Source organism: Pseudomonas sp. N2-3-1-14 (assembly GCF_041228395.1).
In the GTDB taxonomy this organism is placed as follows: domain Bacteria; phylum Pseudomonadota; class Gammaproteobacteria; order Pseudomonadales; family Pseudomonadaceae; genus Aquipseudomonas.
On the sequence record NZ_CP166199.1, the window covers coordinates 1575673 to 1594563 of the forward strand.

An 18891-nucleotide genomic window follows, 5' to 3' on the forward strand; every position below is an offset into this window, starting at 1 on the left:
TTAACGCGCGGGTTCGAAAGCTGGATCGACGGGTGGCGGGCACTTGCGAGTGTCGACTGGGTCACAGCTTGGCGAGCTTGAGCTCAAGTCGCCCTGCAACCCGCCGACAGCCTGTTGATCAGGAGAATAATTATTATGCTGCCACCCATGCTGCCCGTCAGCGTTGTGCCGGTCACGTCACAACTTGACCCGGTGCGTCAGAAGCCGGATATCCCGCCCGTGGTGCCAGTGCAAGCGGGCTCCAACGAAAGCACGATCGACCTGAAAAAGGGCGATGCCGAGCAGTCAACCTTGCTGCTGCGCGAGGAACAACGCCGTCAGCAGGAACAGCAGAAGCGCCGGCGTGAAGCCGACGAAGACCCCGAAGCGCACCTGGCGATCCCCGGCGATGTGCTCAACGCCGACAACACCGTGCCAGTGGTGCCGCTGATCGAAGATGCGCCGCGCCAGGGCCTGTGGGTGGACGTCGAGGTTTAGTCACGCAATTCGCGTAGCGCGGTGATCAGCCGTTCAATGTCATGTTCGGTGTTGAGCGGGCTGACCGACACCCGCGCAACGCTCGTCAGCCCTCGCGCCTGCATGTCCAGCGGCGTGTAGGCCACACCATTTGCGCCGATGTTGATTCGTTTCAACCCCAGGCGGCGTTTGAGCTCGAAGGCGTCCCAGCCTGCGAGGTTGAAGGCGATCAGTCCTGAGTGCGCCGTGCCCAGGTCGTGCAGGGAGACCCCCGGCAGCTGACGCAATGCTTCACGGATTCGCTCACTGAGTTGTAAGACCCTTTCCCACGTGTGCTTCACGCCCAGTCGATTCACCTCCTGCAACGCATTGCCCAAGCCAGCCAACAAGGCAAAAGATACCTCGCTGGTTTCAAAACGCCGGGCGTCATCGCGCAGGTCGAAGCCTTCGGCGGTCCAGGGTGCGGAAAACACATCGCGCTGGGCGGGATTGAGCTGCGAGAGAAAATCCGGTCGCACATACAGTAACGCCGTGCCGCGGGGCCCACGCAGGTGTTTGCGGCCGGCCGACTTGAGCACATCGCAGTGCAGCGCCTGCACATCCACCGGCAGTTGGCCGACCGCTTGGCCGGCATCGATGAAATAGGGAATGGCGTGGCGCCTGGCCACTGCGCCGATCGCCTGGGCTGGGTTGATCAGGCCGCCGTTGGCCGGCAACCAGGTCAAGTCGATCAGCTTGACCCAGGTATCAATCATCGACTCCAGCGCCACCGGGCAGACTGCGCCGGTTTCATCGCTGGGAATGACTTCTATCCGTGCGCCGGCTTGCACCGCCTGTTGCATGCTCGCCAGGTTGCCGCCCCATTCGTGGCGACCGACCAGAATGCGCTCCCCAGGTTGCCATGGGCCCAGGGCCTGGAAGGCCATGCTCCAGGCGCTTGAGCCGCTGCTGGCAAATGCGATCGACGAGGTCGGCGCATTGAGCAATTGCGCGGCTGCGCGCCGGGCTTTTTCTACCAGCACTTCACCCTGCTCGCCGGCCTCCATCGGGCCGTCGCGGGCTTCGCGTTGCAACTGGTCGATGATTGCGTCCAGCGTGGCCTGGCTGGGCAGCGAGGCACCCGCGTGGTTAAAGTGCACGATGCCCGACTGGCAGCCGGGTGTTGCGTCGCGCAGCTGCTGAACTTCGAGCGGGCTCACGGCTGCAACTCGAAAATCGCATCAACCTCCACCGCCACGCCGGCCGGCAAGCTGGAAACCCCGACGGCAGTCCGCACATGCCGGCCTTTGTCACCCAGGGCGTTGACCACCAGGTTCGATGCGCCGTTGGCGACCACGCTTTGGCGCTGGAAGTCGCCGCTGCTGGCAATGAATACACCCAGGCGCAGAATGCGCACCACGCGCGACAGGTCATCACCGACGGCATCGCTCAATTGCCCCAACAGGCCCAGCGCCGCCAACTCTGCCGCCTGGGCGCCTTCTTCATCGCTGAGGGTTTCGCCTAACCGGCCGATGTAGGCGGGTTTGCCATCGATCATGGGAATTTGCCCAGAGATAAACAGCTGGTTCTGGCTGATCACATGGCTGATGTAGTTGGCCGCCGGCTGGCTGGGCGTTGGCAGCGTCAGGCCAAGGGCTTGCACGCGTTGGCGAAGGGAGTCGCGCATGTTGAATCCTCTAAGGGCAAGAAGGTTTCAGCATGTTGGCTGGGCCGTCGGGCGACAAACGGATAGATCTCACCTGACGTATCGAAAAAACTCACGCGTCGCGGCAGGCGTTCTTCAACCACTGGCTGAAGCATTCGGCCGCGTCGCTGGCGGGGCCTTGGGGCGCGATCAGCCAGTAGCCGATTTCGCTGTGATAGGGCGGCCAGTCGAAGGCTTCCACCAGGCTGCCGTCCTGCAGCTTGCGCTCGATCAAGCGGTGCCGGCCCATGGCGATGCCCTGGCCGGCCACAGCCGCTTCGACCACGATGTTGTAGTCGTGCAGCATCACGCGGGGGTGGTGCTCGAGGTCGACGTGATAATGCGCGGACCAATCCGTCCATTCGAAGGGCCGGTGCGAGGTGGCCATCAATAACGCGCCGTTGTGCAGTGGGCCGGCCTTGAAGGCCGGGCTGCACACCGGCGAGATCACTTCGGGCATCAGGCGGGTGGCTTGTACGTCCGGCCAATCGCCTTTGCCATAGCGGATGGCCAGATCCACTTCGGCCGCAGCGACGTTGGCCAATTGAATCGCCGGCAGCAACTCGACCTGGATATGCGGGTAACGGTTGAGAAAACCAGCCAGGCGTGGGGCCAGCCACAGGGTGGCGAAGGATGCCAGCAGGCCGACGCGTAGCACCGTGGTAGTGGGCACTGTTTTTTGGCTGCGCGTGGCGGCGGCGATGGCGTCGAGGGCGGGGCGGATTTCGGCGTAGTAACGTTGGCCGTCGGCGGTCAGGTCAATCGCGCGGGTGCGTCGGATAAACAGCGGTTTGCCCAAATGCTGTTCGAGTTTGTGCACCTGGTGGCTCAAGGCACTTTGGGTGACCGACAGCTCGTTCGCCGCCTTGATGAAACTCAAGTTCCGCGCGACGGCTTCGAAGGCGCGCAGGGCCAGCAGCGGCGGAAGGTCCTTGTGCAGTGCCACCTGAGTGCGCCTCCGGGGTCGAGTGGAAAGGGCCGATTTTGAGCGATGCCCTGCATTTTGTCGCCCGCTGATTTGCCGTTGGGCGGGGGAGGCCGCATTATTGAGCCATTCCCGCCACGACGTAAGCCAAGCCATGAGTGATGACGACAAGCTGATTGACCTGAATGCCGAACGCGCCAAACGCGTGCATGACCTTAACGACAAGCGCCTGAATGAAGTGCGCCAGGCGTTTGAGCAAGCGATGCCACTTGGCAAAGTTAAGAAAAAGTCGAAGAACAAGCCGAAAAAACGTTGAAACAACCTGCATCTGTTGATGCAGGTCAGTTATTACCCTTCTTTACGCCCCGTTGCGGGCGACATTGATCTCCGTCAATTTTCCCATCCGCCTTCTCCATTAACTTAGTCCTATCGCAACAGGGCACGTGCAGGAGGCCGGTCATGTTTTTCGATAATGTGGTGTTTGCCGGAGTGTTGACTGTCAGCCTCATGGTGTTGTTTTTTGTAGGATTTGGAATTTTTATCTGGAAGGACGCTAATAAGCGTAAAGAACCGTAAGTTCTTCTGGGTTATATGAGCACGCAAGGCATTTTGGGCGACTTCGGTCGCCCTTTTTTTTGGCTGCGGTTTTAGGGTGTATATCCGTTGCTGCGGTCAACCCTGCGTTCTGCCAGCGTGGTTAACGGGGCCTGTCAGATCAAGATCAAAAGCAGAGCGCGGCGGCCTAGTAGCCGACCTGAGTGGTATAGGCAAAAGCGGATCAAAAGCACAGCAACACATTTCTGTCTGAAGCACAGAGAGCCAAATGTGGGAGCGGGCTTGCTCGCGAATGCGGTGTGTCAGTCAGCTCATATGTCACTGGCACACCGCCTTCGCGAGCAAGCCCGCTCCCACAAGTTGACCGAGTTCAGCTGCCAGCATCGCACTGCTTTTGCTTTTCTGTGGGAGCTGGCTTGCCTGCGATGCAGGCACCTCGGTCTATCAGTGACACCCAGTTGATGCCATCGCAGGCAAGCCAGCTCCCACATTTGATTGAGTTCAGGTTCCAGAATCAGGTCGGCTGTCAGGCACACCGAAGCGTGAGCGAGGTGCCGAGTGGTGGGGCAAGAGCCTTTTGGTTACTTTTGGGCTCTTTTCAAAAGTGACCCGCCGTAAGGGCGGAACCCATTGCAGCCATCACCGCAGCAACGGATATACACACTAAACCCCAGCCCAAAAAAAAGGCGCGACCCCCATCAGAGATCGCGCCTTCTTTATATCAGCCGCAGCCTAGTAGCCTATCAACTACCCAACGCCTTGGACGCCAACCAGAACAACCCGGCCGACAAGCCCACCGTCGCTGGCAAGGTCAACACCCAAGCCATCAGAATGGTCTTCACCGTACCACCCTGCAGGCCGCTTTTATTGGCGACCATGGTCCCGGCGACACCGGACGACAACACGTGGGTAGTCGAAACCGGCAGGCTAAAGATGTTGGCCAGGCCAATCATGCTCGCCGTGGTGATCTGCGCCGACATGCCCTGGGCATACGTCATGCCCTGCTTGCCGATCTTCTCACCGATGGTCAGCACCACACGCTTCCAACCCACCATAGTGCCCAGGCCCAAAGCCAGTGCCACTGCCAGGATCACCCAGAACGGCGCGTACTCGGTCGTGGCCGTCAGGTCTTTACGCAGCTTGTCCAGGTCGGACTTCTCACGCGCATCCAGGCCCGGCAGCTTGCCGACTTTCTTCGCGGTGTCGTCCAGGCACAGCAGGTAGCGGCGCACTTCGATACGGTGCTCGGAGGTCAGCGAGTGGTAGTCCGAGACACCCTTCAAGGTGTCCATCAGCGCGCTGATGGTGGGCTCGGTCTGCTGCGGGTTGCACTGGAACTTGCCCGGCAGGTCATCCTTCACGCTTTTGCCCAGCGCCAGAAACTCGCCGAGGGTGGCGTTGTTACGCTGGTAGAACTGGCTCAAGTGCACGGTGGCGTCACGGGTGCGCTCGATCTGGTAGGTGGTGCTGCCCAGGTCGAGTACGAACTGCGCCGGCACGATACCGATCAGCACCAGCATGATCAGGCCGATACCTTTCTGACCATCGTTGGAGCCGTGCACGAAGCTTACGGCCATCGCGGAAATCACCAGCACCAGGCGGTTCCAGAACGGCGGGTGTTTCTTGTCGTCAAGCTTGCGGCGCTGGTCCGGGGTCTTGTGCATCTTCGACAGCGGGCGCCACCATTTCAGGCCGAGCAGCACCAGGGCTGCGACCAGGAAACCGGCCATCGGCGAGAACACCAGAGACGCGCCGATATCGATCGCTTTCTGCCAGTTCACACCATCAGCCAACGGGATATCGTTGATCAGGGCATTGGCCAGGCCGACACCCAGGATCGAGCCGATCAGGGTGTGGGAACTGGAGGCCGGAATACCGAAGTACCAGGTGCCCAGGTTCCAGGTGATCGCCGCTGCCAGCAAGGAGAAGACCATAGCCAGACCATGGCCGGTGTTCACATTGATCAGCAACTCCACCGGCAGCAAATGCACGATGGCGTACGCGACACCGACACCACCGAGCAACACGCCGAGGAAGTTGAACACCCCGGAGAAGAACACGGCCAGGTGCGGCGGCATGGCTTTGGTATAGATGACTGTGGCCACCGCGTTAGCAGTGTCATGAAAGCCATTGATGAACTCGAAGGCGAGGACAAAGGCCAGGGCGAGCAATAGGCTCACTAGAACCCACGCATCCAGTCCGCTGAATAAATCGATCATGAAGGTTTTCTGACCCGGTCGTAAGGGGGCGCGATTATGCCAGAAAACCTCAGTAATCGATGCACTAGCTGCTCATCGGTAACAATCTTCATTGAAAAAAAACCGGGCAGAGGTGCGCATCCCAAGGTTTTCGGGGCTTTGGCAAGTCTTTGATTTATAAAGCTGGGGGCGAAAACGCGGGGTTTTTTTGACCGAATTGTCACATTTGAAACATTTGTACGAAATTTCGTTCAAGGCTGTAGGAGCCTGATTAAATCAGGTTGCCCGCCGCTGGCAATGCGCCAGCGGCGGTGGCAAAACCTTGAAGCTCAAATCCAAGTGCTTATGGCTCTTCGGTTTTGAGTTCCTGTTCAATCTTTTGGATTTCCTGGGCAAATGCCTGATCGAGCAAACTGGCGCGTTTGCGCCAGGGCTTGCGCTCGGGCTCAGGCTGGGCGGCGTAAGTGGTGATTTCCCCGCCGTAAACGTCCTTGTAACGTTGCTCCTGGCGCTCAAGTTCCGCGCGCAGTTCGTCTTTCGTCACAGTCTTACCTAAATGAGTTGAGTGTATTGAATGTGCAGCGCCGCGCTTGAAAGTCGTTCTCGGGCTGTTTCAAGTTGAACAGGCGAACTGTTCAAGTTTGAAAGAAGCACAAGGGGCAAACGTTTAAGCGGATACGTGTGACCGGCGATGCTCGAACGCTGCAAAGCCTGGCGAGCTCCAATCCCGATTATTGTTACCGGGCCGACCTCTGCACAGGTTGCATTATAGCGACGTATTTGAATAACACTATCGTCGTGAAGTTAAAAAGCGTCAACGTTGCGTGAGGGTTTTGTTACATACAGGTGTCAGTCTTTTCGAAAAAACGTGTCGACGTTCTGCACTTTTATAAATGGCGGATGGTTGCTCAAACTTAAGCGATTCCTTCGGCACTTCCGTGAAGTGTGCTGGTTCGTTGAGCGCCATTGCGCGGCCGGAAAATTGCGATAATCGCATGATCGTCCGATAATCGCCCAAAGTTACTGACCCCGCCTTGTGCATACTGGCCAGCGCGGCTTGTAATAGCGGCCAACCCTCCCAGCGGTTGAAAATAAGAGAAAGGACCCTGAAATGAACGATCAATTGCGCAACTCCTTCGCGTCAGTGGCGCCGCCGATCGTGGCGTCCCCGGCCAAGCGCATCCAGGCGTTTACCGGTGATCCGGACTTCATGACTTCCCTGGCCCGTGGCCTGGCCGTGGTGCAAGCCTTCCAGGAGCGCAAGCGCCACCTGACCATCGCCCAGATCAGCCACCGCACCGAAATCCCCCGCGCCGCCGTGCGCCGTTGCCTGCACACGTTGATCAAGCTCGGCTACGCCACCACCGACGGGCGTACCTATTCACTGTTGCCCAAAGTCCTGACCCTGGGGCACGCCTATTTATCCTCTACGCCACTGGCGGTGTCGGCTCAGCCTTACCTCGATCGCATGAGCGAGCAACTGCATGAAGCCTGCAACATGGCGACGCTGGAGGGCGACGACATCCTCTATATCGCCCGTTCCGCCACCACCCAGCGCCTGATTTCCGTGGACTTATCGGTGGGCGGGCGCTTGCCGGCGTACTGCACGTCCATGGGCCGCATCCTGCTCGCGGCACTCGACGATGCTTCGCTGCAGGACTACCTCGACCACGCCGACCTGCAAACCAAGACCAGCCGCACCCTGACCACGCCCGACGCCTTGTTCGAATGTCTGCAGCAAGTACGCCAGCAGGGCTGGTGCATTGTCGACCAGGAGTTGGAGCAGGGCCTGCGTTCCATCGCCGTGCCGGTGTACGACGCGTCCGGCCAAGTGCTGGCCGCGCTCAACGTGAGTACCCACGCCGGTCGGGTCAGCCGCAGCGAGCTGGAGCAGCGTTTCCTGCCCAGCATGCTCAGCGCCAGCCGTGAGCTGAGTGCGCAACTGTTTGCCTAAGTGTTCGATGACCGCACAGATCCCGGCTTGATCAATTGACGGTGTTTCCCCTGGCTTATTAATGTGCGGCAGCGCTGTCAGCGCCGCCCAATAATAATGACGACCTCAGGTCGTTCGCCCGCCCATCGGTGTGGAAATAACAATAATGAATCAGCCCTCTGTCGGTACTAACCTGGACGTGCAGTCCTTTATCAATGCCCAGCCGTTGTCACGCTATCAATGGCGCGTGGTGATCCTGTGCTTCTTGATTGTCTTCCTCGACGGGCTCGACACCGCCGCCATGGGCTTTATCGCGCCCGCACTCTCGCAGGACTGGGGCATCGACCGCGCCAGCCTCGGCCCGGTGATGAGCGCCGCGTTGATCGGCATGGTGTTCGGCGCGCTGGGCTCCGGCCCGTTGGCCGACCGCTTCGGGCGCAAAGTGGTGTTGGTGAGTGCGGTGCTGGTGTTTGGCGCGTTCAGCCTGGCCTCGGCCTACAGCACTAACGTTGACCAATTGCTGGTGTTGCGTTTCCTCACCGGGTTGGGCCTGGGCGCGGGGATGCCGAATGCCACCACGCTGCTCTCCGAATACACGCCCGAGCGTCACAAGTCGCTGCTGGTCACCAGCATGTTCTGTGGGTTCAACCTGGGCATGGCCGGTGGCGGATTTATCTCGGCCAAGCTGATTCCAGCGTTCGGCTGGCACAGCTTGCTGATGATTGGCGGCATCCTGCCGTTGATCCTGGCGGTGGTGCTGTTGGTGTGGCTGCCGGAATCGGCGCGCTACCTCGTGGTGCGCAATCGCGGCACCGACAAGGTGCGCAAGACCTTGTCACCCATCGAGCCCAACCTCGTCGCCCACGCCACCAGCTTCAGCGTGCCCGAACAAAAAACCGTCAAGGCGCGCAACGTGTTCGCGGTGATCTTCTCTGGCACTTACAGCGCCGGCACCTTGTTGCTGTGGCTCACCTACTTTATGGGCCTGGTGATCGTGTACCTGCTGACCAGTTGGCTGCCGACCCTGATGCGCGACAGCGGCGCCAGCATGGAACAGGCGGCGTTTATCGGCGCGCTCTTCCAGTTTGGTGGCGTGTTGAGTGCGGTCGGCGTGGGCTGGGCGATGGACCGGTTCAATCCGCACAAGGTCATCGGCACTTTCTACCTGCTGGCAGGGGTGTTCGCCTACGCGGTGGGGCAGAGCCTGGGCAATATCACGTTGCTGGCCACCTTGGTGCTGGTTGCCGGGATGTGCGTCAACGGTGCGCAATCGGCGATGCCGTCACTGGCCGCACGCTTCTACCCGACCCAAGGCCGCGCTACCGGCGTGTCGTGGATGCTCGGCATCGGCCGCTTCGGCGCGATCCTCGGTGCGTGGATGGGCGCAACCTTGCTGGGGTTGGGCTGGAACTTCGAGCAGGTGCTGACGGCGCTGGTGATTCCGGCGGCATTGGCCACGGCCGCTGTGGTCATCAAGGGCATGGTCAGCCATGCGGACGCGACCTGAGGTCTGACACGATTTTGTAGCAGCCACGAGGCGATGTGGGAGCTGGCTTGCCTGCGATGCAGACGACTCGGTCCAGCAGGCAAATCGAGCTGATGCAATCGCAGGCAAGCCAGCTCCCACATTGACAGTTGGGCAGCTGAACTGGCTGCTTTGCACGAAAGATTAGCTAGACAACAATCCGTTCGATAATCGAACGCTGAGTCGATTATCGGATTGTTCGACCCCTTTGCCCGGCTTAATCTTCAGGCACTTGGGCGCCACCTCAGCGCCTTTTTCGATCAACACCGGGAGCCCGAACCCCATGGCTGAAATCCTTGCGCTGCGCGACGCGGTGAAGCAATTCGTGAATGACGGCGATACCGTCGCACTGGAAGGCTTCACCCACCTGATCCCTACGGCAGCAGGTCATGAAATCATTCGTCAGGGCAAGAAAGACCTGACGCTGGTGCGTATGACGCCTGACCTGATCTACGACCAGTTGATCGGTGCCGGCTGCGTCCGCAAGTTGATTTTCTCCTGGGGCGGCAACCCCGGCGTAGGCTCCTTGCATCGCCTGCGCGACGCGGTCGAGAAGCAATGGCCGCAACCTCTGGAGATCGAAGAACACAGTCACGCCGACCTGGCCAATGCCTACGTCGCCGGTGCATCCGGCCTGCCGTTTGCGGTGCTGCGCGCCTACGCCGGTTCTGACTTGCCCAAGGTCAACCCGCTGATCAAAACCGTGACCTGCCCGTTCACCGGCGAAGTGCTGGCGGCGGTGCCGTCGGTTCGCCCGGATGTCACCGTGATCCATGCACAGAAGGCTGACCGCAAGGGCAACGTGTTGCTCTGGGGCATTCTCGGTGTGCAGAAAGAAGCGGCCCTGGCGGCCAAGCGCTGCATCGTCACCGTCGAAGAGATCGTGGACGACCTGAACGCGCCGATGAACAGCTGCGTGCTGCCGACCTGGGCGCTGACAGCGGTGTGTCACGTACCGGGGGGCGCGCATCCGTCCTACGCCCACGGCTACAACGAGCGTGATAACCGCTTCTATCAGGCGTGGGATCCGATCGCTCGCGATCGTGGGACCTTTACCGCCTGGATCGACGAATACATCCACGGCACTGCCGACTTCCGTGAATTCCAGGCCAAGCTGGCCACCGCGCAGGAGGCCAAGTGATGGCTTACTCGACCAACGAAATGATGACCGTCGCCGCCGCGCGTCGCCTCAAGAACGGCTCGGTGTGCTTCGTCGGCATCGGCTTGCCTTCCAAGGCTGCCAACCTGGCGCGCCTGACCTCGTCGCCCGACGTGGTGCTGATCTACGAATCGGGCCCGATTGGCGCCAAGCCCAGCGTTTTGCCGCTGTCCATCGGCGACGGCGAACTGGCAGAAACCGCTGACACCGTGGTGCCGACCGGCGAGATTTTCCGCTACTGGCTGCAAGGCGGGCGCATCGACGTCGGTTTTCTCGGCGCGGCCCAGGTCGACCGATTCGGCAATATCAACACCACCGTGGTCGGCGATTACCACCAGCCCAAAGTGCGCCTGCCGGGTGCTGGTGGCGCGCCGGAGATTGCCGGCTCGGCCAAGAGCGTGCTGATCATCCTCAAGCAGTCGGCGCGGTCGTTTGTCGACAAGCTGGACTTCATCACCTCCGTCGGCCACGGCGAAGGCGGCGACTCACGTAAACGCCTGGGTCTGCCAGGCGCCGGCCCTGTAGGGATTATTACCGACCTGTGCATCATGGAGCCGGAAGAGGGCAGCCATGAATTTGTGGTCACCGCGCTGCACCCCGGCGTCACCCGCGAACAAGTGGTCGCGGCCACCGGTTGGGCGATTCGGTTTGCCGATCAGGTGAGCACCACCGACGCACCGACTGACATCGAACTGAAGGCCCTGCGTGATCTCGAAGCCCGCACTGCCGCCGCCCATGGCCAAGCGCCAGGAGAAGCCTGATGCGTGACGTGTTTATCTGTGATGCCATTCGTACGCCCATCGGCCGCTTTGGCGGTGGTTTGTCCACGGTGCGTGCCGATGACTTGGCGGCCTTGCCGATCAAGGCGCTGATCGAGCGCAACCCTCAGGTTGAGTGGGCGGCGGTGGATGAAGTGTTTCTCGGTTGTGCCAACCAGGCCGGCGAGGACAACCGCAACGTCGCGCGCATGGCCCTGCTGTTGGCGGGCCTGCCGCAGAGCATTCCCGGCGTGACCCTCAACCGTTTGTGCGCCTCGGGCATGGACGCGATTGGCACGGCATTCCGTGCCATCGCCAGCGGCGAAATGGAGCTGGCGATTGCCGGCGGCGTTGAGTCGATGTCCCGTGCACCCTTCGTGATGGGCAAGGCTGATGCGGCGTTTTCACGCAACATGAAGCTTGAAGACACCACCATCGGCTGGCGTTTTATCAACCCGTTGATGAAGGCCCAGTACGGTGTGGACGCGATGCCGCAGACCGCCGATAACGTCGCCGACGACTACAACGTGTCCCGCGCCGATCAGGACGCTTTTGCCCTGCGCAGCCAGCAACGTACCGCCGCTGCGCAAGCCGCCGGGTTTTTCGCTGAAGAAATCGTGCCGGTGCGCGTCGCGCATAAAAAGGGCGAGACCGTGGTCGAGCAGGATGAGCATCCACGGGACACAACCCTGGAAGCCCTGGCCAAACTCAAGCCAGTCAATGGCCCGGACAAGACCGTCACCGCCGGCAACGCCTCGGGTGTGAATGACGGCGCAGCGGCGCTGATTCTGGCCTCGGCCGAGGCCGTGAAAAAACATGGCCTCACCGCCCGCGCCCGTGTGTTGGGCATGGCCAGTGCCGGTGTCGCACCGCGTGTGATGGGCATCGGCCCGGTGCCGGCGGTGCGCAAACTGGTGGAGCGCCTGGGCCTTGCGGTCACCGACTTTGACGTCATCGAACTCAACGAAGCCTTCGCCAGCCAAGGCCTGGCGGTGCTGCGTGAGTTGGGCATCGCCGACGACGCCCCGCAGGTGAACCCGAACGGCGGCGCCATTGCCCTCGGCCACCCGCTGGGCATGAGCGGCGCGCGGTTGGTGTTGACGGCGTTGCACCAGTTGGAAAAAACCGGCGGCCGCAAAGGCCTGGCCACTATGTGTGTGGGCGTCGGCCAGGGTTTGGCCCTGGCGATTGAACGCGTTTAATAAGAGAGGATGGCTCCATGAGTGACAAGCCCGGATACCGGCGCCCGCAAGCGGGCACTCAACCCGATTACCTGCACCCGGCCTACCAGTCGACGAACTTGCGTTCGCCGTCTCAGCCGTTGGTGTTTCTGCCGCATTCCTTGTCAGAGATCACCGGCCCCAGCATCGGTGCCGAACGCGTCAATGAGAAGGACAACGACCTGACTGCCCAGCACGAGGGCGAGCCTCAGGGCGAGCGCATCATCATTCATGGCCGCGTGCTGGATGAAAACGGCCTGCCGGTGCCGGGCATTCTGGTGGAGATCTGGCAAGCCAACGCCGCCGGTCGCTACAACCACAAGCGCGACCTGCATGACGCGCCACTGGACCCGAACTTCACCGGCACCGGCCGCACCGTCACCGACGCGGATGGCTGGTACCAGTTCCAGACCATCAAGCCCGGCGCCTACCCGTGGGGCAACCACCACAACGCGTGGCGCCCGGCGCATATCCACTTTTCGCTGTTTGGTCCCAGCGTGCTGACGCGGCTGGTCACGCAGATGTACTTCCCCGGCGACCCATTGCTGGAGTACGACCCGATCTACAACTGCGTGCCGGACACCTCGGCCAAGCAGCGCCTGATCGCCAGCTTCGACCTGGAAAAAACCATTCCTTCCTATGCCCTCGGCTACCGCTGGGACATTGTCCTGCGCGGCCGCGACGCCACGCCGATGGAGAAATGAGATGAGCCTTTACGCAACCACGTCCCACACCGTCGGGCCGTATTACCACATTGGCCTGACCTGGCTGAACCGCGAAGACCTGACCGTGCCGGCCACCCTTGGCGAACGCGTGGCGATCAGCGGGCAAGTGGTGGACGGCAACGGTGATGTCGTCAACGACGCCATGCTTGAAGTCTGGCAAGCCAATGCTGCGGGCAAATACGACCACCCGGAAGATGACCAGGCCAAAGCCGTCGATCCCAACTTCGAAGGCTTTGGGCGAGTGCCGGTGGATGCCGAAGGGCGCTTTCGCTTTACCACGATCAAGCCGGGCAGCGTGCCAGGGCTTGCGGGTACGACCCAGGCGCCGCACTTGGTGGTGCTGGTGTTTGCGCGTGGGCTGGTAAAGCACTTGCTGACCCGGATTTATTTTGACGGTGAAGCGTTGAATGGCGATGACCCGTTGCTGGCGTGTGTGCCGGCTGAGCGTCGCGGCACCTTGATTGCCAAAGCGGATGCGGGTGGTGTGCACCAGTGGAATGTGATTTTGCAGGGCACAGATAAGGAAACGGTGTTCTTCGATTACTGAGATGGCTTAAAACCTGTCGCAGGCAAGCCTGCTCCCACATTTAAAGGTGTCCCCAATCAAAATGTGCGAGCGGGCTTGCCCGCGATGAGACCCTTCGAGGCGACAAGTATCCAAAAGTCTGCTTGCGGAACATGGTTGTTGCAAAGTATGTCTAGGCTATAACCGTTCCCACTGAGTGAAAAACACATGACAACAAAAACGATTCACTACACCGGAGAAGAACGCAGCAAGCGGATTTTTGCAATTGTCGGGGCCTCGTCCGGCAACCTTGTCGAATGGTTCGACTTCTACGTTTATGCCTTCTGCGCCATCTATTTTGCCCCGGCATTTTTTCCGTCGGAGAGCCCCACCGTACAACTGCTCAGCACCGCCGGCGTGTTCGCTGCCGGCTTCTTGATGCGCCCTATTGGCAGCTGGGTGTTCGGCAGTCTGGCCGACAAGCACGGCCGCAAGAATTCGATGATGATCGCGGTGCTGATGATGTGCGCCGGCTCGCTGGTTATTGCGTTTTTGCCGACCTACAAGGACATCGGCATCTGGGCGCCGATCCTGTTGTTGGTGGCGCGCCTGTTTCAAGGCTTATCGGTGGGCGGCGAGTACGGCACCACCGCCACCTACATGAGTGAGGTCGCCCTCAAGGGCCAGCGCGGGTTCTTTGCCTCCTTCCAGTACGTGACCTTGATCGGCGGGCAATTGCTCGCGGTACTGGTGGTGGTGATCCTGCAGCAATTTCTCAGCGAAGACGAACTGCGCGCCTGGGGCTGGCGGATTCCATTTGTGGTCGGTGCCGTCGCGGCGGTCATCTCCTTACTGCTGCGCCGTACCTTGAAAGAGACCACCACCAAGGAAATGCGCGAACACAAGGACGCCGGCAGCATCACCGCGCTGCTGCGCAATCACACCGCGGCCTTTATCACGGTGCTGGGTTACACCGCCGGCGGCTCGCTGATTTTCTACACGTTCACCACGTACATGCAGAAGTACCTGGTGAACACGGCCGGGATGCATGCCAAGACCGCCAGTTACATCATGACCGGCGCGCTGTTCCTCTACATGTGCATGCAGCCGTTGTTCGGGATGCTGGCGGACAAGATCGGCCGACGCAATTCCATGCTGTGGTTCGGCGCCTTGGGCACGCTGTGCACCGTGCCGATCCTGCTGACCCTGAAAACCGTCAGCAGTCCGTTCCTGGCCTTTGTGCTGATCACCCTGGCCCTGGCGATTGTCAGCTTCTATACCTCCATCAGCGGCCTGGTCAAAGCCGAAATGTTCCCGCCCCAGGTACGTGCATTGGGCGTGGGCCTGGCGTACGCGGTGGCCAACGCGATTTTCGGCGGCTCGGCTGAAGTGGTCGCGCTGGGCCTGAAATCCATGGGCATGGAGAACGGCTTCTATTGGTACGTCACCGTGATGATGGCGATTGCTTTCCTGTTCAGCCTGCGCCTGCCCAAGCAGGCGGCGTATCTGCACCACGATCTGTAAGGAAGAGTTATGACACTGCGCACGAGCAATCAACTGTTCGACGCCTACTTCAGCGCTGACAGCATGGCCGATGTGTTCTGTGACCAGGGGCGTTTGCAGGGCATGCTGGACTTTGAAGCCGCACTGGCCCGCGCCGAGGCCCAGGTCGGCTTGATTCCCCAGGCCGCCGTCGCGCCGATTGCCCAGGCGTGTCTGGCGTCTTTGTACGACGTGGATGCGCTCGGCGTGGCGATTGCCACGGCGGGCAATTCGGCGATTCCTTTGGTGAAAGCGCTGGGCAAATTGATCGCCAGTGAAGACGCTGGCGCCGAACGTTATGTGCATCTGGGCGCGACCAGCCAGGATGTGATGGACACCGGCCTGGTCCTGCAACTGCGGCGCGCGCTGGCGTTGATCGACGCTGACCTGGCGCAATTGGGTGAGACGCTTGCCGTGCAGGCCCAGCGTTATGCGCGCGTGCCATTGGCCGGGCGCACCTGGTTGCAGCATGCGACACCGGTGACCCTGGGCATGAAAATCGCCGGGTGGCTGGGGGCGGTGACGCGCAATCGTCAGCGTCTTGCCGAGCTCAAACCGCGCCTGCTGGTGCTGCAGTTTGGCGGCGCGTCCGGAACGCTGGCGGCGCTGGGTGAGCAGGCAATGCCGGTGGCCGAAGCCCTGGCTGCGCAGTTGCAATTGAATTTACCCGAGCAACCCTGGCACACCCACCGTGACCGGCTGGTGGAGTTCGCCAGTGTGCTCGGCCTGATCGCCGGCAGCCTGGGCAAAATGGGGCGTGATATCAGCCTGTTGATGCAGACCGAAGCGGCGGAAGTGTTCGAGCCCTCGGCGCCCGGCAAAGGTGGTTCATCGACCATGCCGCACAAGCGCAACCCCGTGGGCGCCGCCGTACTGATCAGCACGGCGACCCGCGTGCCGGGCCTGGTGGCGACGATGTTGAGCGCCATGCCTCAGGAACATGAGCGCAGCCTTGGCCTGTGGCATGCCGAATGGGAAACCCTGCCGGACATTTGCCGGTTGGTGTCCGGCGCATTGCAGCAGGCGCTGCTGGTGGCCGACGGGCTGGAGGTCGACCCTGAGCGCATGGCGCGCAACCTTGAGTTGACCCAGGGCCTGGTGCTGGCCGAAGCCGTCAGCAGCGTGCTTGCCCAGCGCCTGGGCCGGGAAACCGCGCACCATCTGTTGGAGCAATGCTGCAAACGCGCCGTTGCCGACGGGCGCCATCTGCGTGCAGTGCTGGCCGACGAACCGCAGGTCACCGCCGAGTTGTCAGCCGCTGAACTGGACCGCCTGCTCGACCCGGCCCACTACCTCGGCCAGGCGCACACGTGGGTCACCCGCGCGGTGGCCGATCATTTTTCCTTGACCGCGTAAGGAGACCGCTGTGCCATTTGTACAACTCGCCGAGGGCGAACTGCATTACCAACTGGACGGCCCGCTCGACGCGCCGGTGCTGGTGCTGTCCAACTCCCTGGGCACCGACCTGCATATGTGGGACATCCAGATCCCGGCCTTCACCGAGCATTTTCGCGTGGTGCGTTTCGACACCCGTGGCCACGGCAAGTCCTTGGTCACCGAGGGGCCGTACAGCATTGAGCAACTGGGCCACGACGTGATCGCGCTGTTGGATGCGCTGCAGATCCAGCGTGCGCATTTTTGCGGGCTGTCCATGGGCGGCCTGATCGGTCAGTGGCTGGGCATCCATGCCGGTGACCGTTTGCAGCGGCTGGTGGTGTGTAACACCGCGGCCAGGATCGGCACGCCGGAGGTGTGGAACCCGCGTATCGAGATGGTCCTGCGCGATGGCCCGGCCGCCATGGTGGCGCTGCGTGATGCGTCTATCGCCCGCTGGTTCACCGCCGATTTCGCCGCCGCCAACCCGCACCAGGCCAGGCAGATTACCGACATGCTCGCCGCTACGTCGCCCGAGGGTTACGCCGCCAATTGCGCCGCCGTGCGCGATGCGGATTTTCGCGAGCAGCTGGCATCGATCAAGGTGCCGACCCTGGTGATTGCCGGGACCGAGGACGCAGTGACACCGCCGGCCGGCAGCCACTTTATCCAGAACCACGTGAAGGGCGCCGAGTACGCCGAGTTCTATGCGGCCCACCTGTCCAACGTCCAGGCCGGGGCTGATTTCAGTCACCGGGTGCTGAGGTTCTTGCTGGCTGAATAAACCGTGTGACGAGCGCGCTTGCCACCACCACCGGTGATCGAGCCGAGATCCAATTGAACCAGGAGCTTTTTTGTGGACGAGAAACACCGTTACGCCGCCGGCCTGCAAGTGCGCCGCGAAGTACTGGGCGACGCACATGTCGACCGCAGCCTGAATGCCCTGACCGAATTCAACAGCGAGTTCCAGGAAATGATCACCCGCCACGCCTGGGGTGATATCTGGACCCGCCCCGGCCTGCCGCGGCACACCCGCAGCCTGATCACCATCGCCATGCTGATCGGCATGAACCGCAGTGAAGAACTGAAACTGCACCTGCGCGCCGCTGCCAGCAACGGCGTGACCCGCGCCGAGATCAAGGAAGTGCTGATGCAAAGCGCGATCTATTGTGGGATTCCGGCGGCGAATGCGACCTTCCACCTCGCCGAGTCGGTATGGGATGAGCTCGGCGTGGAGTCGCGCCAACAGGATTGATTTGAAAGGCACTCAAGTGTGGGAGCGGGCTTGCCCGCGAATGCGGTGGATCAGTTAAAGATAAATTGACTGACCCACCGCATTCGCGAGCAAGCCCGCTCCCACATGGGTTTCAGTGGGAATCCGCATCCCATACCCAGTTCCACACCCCCGGCAGGTGCACCACTTCATTCACATCCTTGACCGTGCGCGCCAGCGCCGCGCGTTCCAGCACGGCGCGGTCGGTGTAGAACGGCTCGGCCGCAGTCTTCATGCCGTTGATCCGAGCGCTGTCCATCAGGATCTGCAAGTACTCCTGCAGGTGCCGCGCGGTGTAGCGGTTGATGTCATGGAAGGTCACCACCACCGGTATTACGCCGTCCACTGTCGGTAACTCGCCCAGCGCGATGCGCTCGCGTACCACCGAAAGCTGCCGATACAAATTCGCCCGGCGCCGTGGGCTGCCGTTGAAGCCCCAGATCTTGCCGTCATTGGCACTCAGGTCGGTCAGCAATACGTGCATGCCGTGGCGCTGGTAGGCGGCGAAGGTGCGCTTGTCGTAGTTCCAGAAGGGCGGACGTACCAGCGCGGGTGAGGCGCCGGTGATGGCGGCGATATCGGCCGCGCCCTGGCTGAGGGTGCTTTCAAGCTCGGCGTCGCTCAACCAGCGGTGGTTGGTGTGAAACCCGGTGGCGGTGTGGAAGGCCAGCACGTGACCCGCCGCGTATTCACGCACCATGGTCTTGCGGCCCCGCGGGCTGCCGCCTGAGCGGGAGGCTTCGGTCTGCAGGAAGAACACCGCCTTGATGCCCGGCAATACCGGGTTATTCGCCAGGTCAGCCACCACCGAGCGGCTCGGGTTGTTGTAGCCCGAGGCGCTGGGGCCGTCATCAAAGGTCAGCAGAAAACGGATCGGCGCCTGGGCTTGCAGGCGTTGTTCGGTCTGCGGCGTCAGCGCGATAGGCGCGCCGATGCAGCCGGTGAGCAGAATCGACAGAATGACAATCAGGTATTTCATGGCGGCCTGGGTTCAGAGCTGGTCATCCGTGTCGTTGAGTCCCTGTGCCGGGTGATGGGCGCGTGCACGATACAGCATGA

Annotated in this window: 21 protein-coding genes; 14 read left to right on the top strand and 7 right to left on the bottom strand. The window is 61.4% G+C overall.

Annotated features, from left to right (window positions below; genetic code table 11):
• Positions 1 to 135: 135 nt before the first annotated feature.
• Entirely contained in the window at positions 136 to 477 is a 342-nt protein-coding gene (locus AB5I78_RS07240; protein WP_145162025.1) for an aspartate-semialdehyde dehydrogenase, read from the top strand.
• On the opposite strand, the gene AB5I78_RS07245 is transcribed toward AB5I78_RS07240, so the two are convergent.
• The 3 genes from AB5I78_RS07245 to AB5I78_RS07255 form a co-directional block, all read right to left on the bottom strand.
• A complete protein-coding gene (locus tag AB5I78_RS07245) occupies positions 474 to 1655 on the bottom strand; it encodes an aminotransferase class V-fold PLP-dependent enzyme (RefSeq protein ID WP_369300759.1) in 1182 nt (393 codons plus the stop codon). The genes AB5I78_RS07240 and AB5I78_RS07245 overlap by 4 nt on opposite strands.
• The gene (locus AB5I78_RS07250) at positions 1652 to 2122 is read right to left on the bottom strand and encodes a RidA family protein (protein WP_145162032.1); all 471 of its coding nucleotides are present in this window, start codon (positions 2120 to 2122) and stop codon (positions 1652 to 1654) included. Before AB5I78_RS07250 ends, AB5I78_RS07245 begins: the two co-directional genes overlap by 4 nt.
• Before the next feature lie 91 nt (positions 2123 to 2213).
• Positions 2214 to 3086 carry a LysR substrate-binding domain-containing protein gene (locus AB5I78_RS07255; RefSeq protein WP_369300757.1) on the bottom strand — a complete coding sequence of 291 codons (873 nt, stop codon included), beginning with the start codon at positions 3084 to 3086 and terminating at the stop codon, positions 2214 to 2216.
• Between the two features lie 100 nt (positions 3087 to 3186).
• Here AB5I78_RS07255 and AB5I78_RS07260 point away from each other — a divergent pair, with 100 nt between their 5' ends.
• Together AB5I78_RS07260 and ccoM are read left to right on the top strand one after the other, a co-directional pair.
• Entirely contained in the window at positions 3187 to 3381 is a 195-nt protein-coding gene (locus AB5I78_RS07260; protein WP_145162038.1) for a hypothetical protein, read from the top strand.
• Positions 3382 to 3524: 143 nt separating this feature from the next.
• On the top strand, positions 3525 to 3641 hold the full coding sequence (gene ccoM, locus AB5I78_RS07265) for a cytochrome c oxidase subunit CcoM (protein ID WP_017137226.1): 117 nt from the start codon (positions 3525 to 3527) through the stop codon (positions 3639 to 3641).
• A 722-nt stretch (positions 3642 to 4363) separates the two neighbouring features.
• On the opposite strand, the gene AB5I78_RS07270 is transcribed toward ccoM, so the two are convergent.
• The 3 genes from AB5I78_RS07270 to AB5I78_RS07280 all read right to left on the bottom strand — a co-directional run bounded on the left by AB5I78_RS07270 (position 4364) and on the right by AB5I78_RS07280 (position 6941).
• Positions 4364 to 5839, bottom strand: a complete 1476-nt coding sequence (locus tag AB5I78_RS07270) for an inorganic phosphate transporter (RefSeq protein WP_200623568.1) — start codon at positions 5837 to 5839, stop codon at positions 4364 to 4366.
• A gap of 322 nt (positions 5840 to 6161) precedes the next feature.
• Positions 6162 to 6362 carry a hypothetical protein gene (locus AB5I78_RS07275; RefSeq protein WP_057701255.1) on the bottom strand — a complete coding sequence of 67 codons (201 nt, stop codon included), beginning with the start codon at positions 6360 to 6362 and terminating at the stop codon, positions 6162 to 6164.
• 270 nt (positions 6363 to 6632) lie between these two features.
• Positions 6633 to 6941 (bottom strand): hypothetical protein, encoded by a 309-nt coding sequence (locus tag AB5I78_RS07280; protein ID WP_369300756.1) that lies wholly within the window; start codon positions 6939 to 6941, stop codon positions 6633 to 6635.
• Between AB5I78_RS07280 and pcaR the strand changes: the two genes are divergently transcribed.
• The 11 genes from pcaR (at position 6930) to pcaC (ending at position 17814) form a co-directional block, all read left to right on the top strand.
• The gene (pcaR, locus tag AB5I78_RS07285) at positions 6930 to 7772 is read left to right on the top strand and encodes a pca regulon transcriptional regulator PcaR (protein WP_145162733.1); all 843 of its coding nucleotides are present in this window, start codon (positions 6930 to 6932) and stop codon (positions 7770 to 7772) included. The genes AB5I78_RS07280 and pcaR overlap by 12 nt on opposite strands.
• A 145-nt stretch (positions 7773 to 7917) precedes the next feature.
• Positions 7918 to 9258: an MFS transporter gene (locus AB5I78_RS07290; protein ID WP_242194206.1), complete on the top strand. Its 1341-nt coding sequence runs from the start codon at positions 7918 to 7920 to the stop codon at positions 9256 to 9258.
• A gap of 301 nt (positions 9259 to 9559) precedes the next feature.
• A complete protein-coding gene (locus AB5I78_RS07295; protein ID WP_242194203.1) occupies positions 9560 to 10417 on the top strand; it encodes a CoA transferase subunit A in 858 nt (285 codons plus the stop codon).
• Positions 10414 to 11196: a CoA-transferase subunit beta gene (locus AB5I78_RS07300; RefSeq protein WP_242194199.1), complete on the top strand. Its 783-nt coding sequence runs from the start codon at positions 10414 to 10416 to the stop codon at positions 11194 to 11196. The genes AB5I78_RS07295 and AB5I78_RS07300 overlap by 4 nt, the downstream gene beginning before the upstream one ends.
• On the top strand, positions 11193 to 12395 hold the full coding sequence (gene pcaF / locus AB5I78_RS07305) for a 3-oxoadipyl-CoA thiolase (protein ID WP_262209292.1): 1203 nt from the start codon (positions 11193 to 11195) through the stop codon (positions 12393 to 12395). The genes AB5I78_RS07300 and pcaF overlap by 4 nt, the downstream gene beginning before the upstream one ends.
• Before the next feature lie 17 nt (positions 12396 to 12412).
• Positions 12413 to 13117, top strand: coding sequence for a protocatechuate 3,4-dioxygenase subunit beta (gene pcaH / locus AB5I78_RS07310; RefSeq protein WP_145162748.1), 705 nt, complete (start codon positions 12413 to 12415; stop codon positions 13115 to 13117).
• Position 13118: 1 nt separating this feature from the next.
• Complete coding sequence (gene pcaG, locus AB5I78_RS07315) at positions 13119 to 13685, top strand: protocatechuate 3,4-dioxygenase subunit alpha (RefSeq protein WP_145162751.1); 567 nt, start codon at positions 13119 to 13121, stop codon at positions 13683 to 13685.
• A 186-nt stretch (positions 13686 to 13871) separates the two neighbouring features.
• A complete protein-coding gene (locus tag AB5I78_RS07320) occupies positions 13872 to 15167 on the top strand; it encodes an MFS family transporter (protein ID WP_145162753.1) in 1296 nt (431 codons plus the stop codon).
• A gap of 9 nt (positions 15168 to 15176) precedes the next feature.
• Positions 15177 to 16541: a 3-carboxy-cis,cis-muconate cycloisomerase gene (locus tag AB5I78_RS07325; protein ID WP_369300754.1), complete on the top strand. Its 1365-nt coding sequence runs from the start codon at positions 15177 to 15179 to the stop codon at positions 16539 to 16541.
• A 10-nt stretch (positions 16542 to 16551) separates the two neighbouring features.
• The gene (gene pcaD, locus AB5I78_RS07330) at positions 16552 to 17343 is read left to right on the top strand and encodes a 3-oxoadipate enol-lactonase (RefSeq protein ID WP_262209268.1); all 792 of its coding nucleotides are present in this window, start codon (positions 16552 to 16554) and stop codon (positions 17341 to 17343) included.
• Positions 17344 to 17415: 72 nt separating this feature from the next.
• Positions 17416 to 17814 carry a 4-carboxymuconolactone decarboxylase gene (gene pcaC, locus AB5I78_RS07335; protein WP_145162760.1) on the top strand — a complete coding sequence of 133 codons (399 nt, stop codon included), beginning with the start codon at positions 17416 to 17418 and terminating at the stop codon, positions 17812 to 17814.
• A 112-nt stretch (positions 17815 to 17926) separates the two neighbouring features.
• Here the strand turns inward: pcaC and AB5I78_RS07340 are convergent, their stop codons facing one another.
• Complete coding sequence (locus AB5I78_RS07340) at positions 17927 to 18811, bottom strand: polysaccharide deacetylase family protein (RefSeq protein ID WP_262209272.1); 885 nt, start codon at positions 18809 to 18811, stop codon at positions 17927 to 17929.
• Positions 18812 to 18891 lie beyond the last annotated feature (80 nt).

What these genes read in the sequence shown, in the direction of transcription:
- AB5I78_RS07240 (WP_145162025.1), top strand. Translation starts at nt 136, where the DNA reads ATGCTGCCACCCATGCTGCCCGTCAGCGTTGTGCCGGTCACGTCACAA.
- AB5I78_RS07250 (WP_145162032.1), bottom strand. Translation starts at nt 2,122, where the DNA reads ATGCGCGACTCCCTTCGCCAACGCGTGCAAGCCCTTGGCCTGACGCTG.
- ccoM (WP_017137226.1), top strand. Translation starts at nt 3,525, where the DNA reads ATGTTTTTCGATAATGTGGTGTTTGCCGGAGTGTTGACTGTCAGCCTC.
- AB5I78_RS07270 (WP_200623568.1), bottom strand. Translation starts at nt 5,839, where the DNA reads ATGATCGATTTATTCAGCGGACTGGATGCGTGGGTTCTAGTGAGCCTA.
- pcaR (WP_145162733.1), top strand. Translation starts at nt 6,930, where the DNA reads ATGAACGATCAATTGCGCAACTCCTTCGCGTCAGTGGCGCCGCCGATC.
- AB5I78_RS07290 (WP_242194206.1), top strand. Translation starts at nt 7,918, where the DNA reads ATGAATCAGCCCTCTGTCGGTACTAACCTGGACGTGCAGTCCTTTATC.
- AB5I78_RS07295 (WP_242194203.1), top strand. Translation starts at nt 9,560, where the DNA reads ATGGCTGAAATCCTTGCGCTGCGCGACGCGGTGAAGCAATTCGTGAAT.
- pcaH (WP_145162748.1), top strand. Translation starts at nt 12,413, where the DNA reads ATGAGTGACAAGCCCGGATACCGGCGCCCGCAAGCGGGCACTCAACCC.
- pcaG (WP_145162751.1), top strand. Translation starts at nt 13,119, where the DNA reads ATGAGCCTTTACGCAACCACGTCCCACACCGTCGGGCCGTATTACCAC.
- AB5I78_RS07320 (WP_145162753.1), top strand. Translation starts at nt 13,872, where the DNA reads ATGACAACAAAAACGATTCACTACACCGGAGAAGAACGCAGCAAGCGG.
- AB5I78_RS07325 (WP_369300754.1), top strand. Translation starts at nt 15,177, where the DNA reads ATGACACTGCGCACGAGCAATCAACTGTTCGACGCCTACTTCAGCGCT.
- AB5I78_RS07340 (WP_262209272.1), bottom strand. Translation starts at nt 18,811, where the DNA reads ATGAAATACCTGATTGTCATTCTGTCGATTCTGCTCACCGGCTGCATC.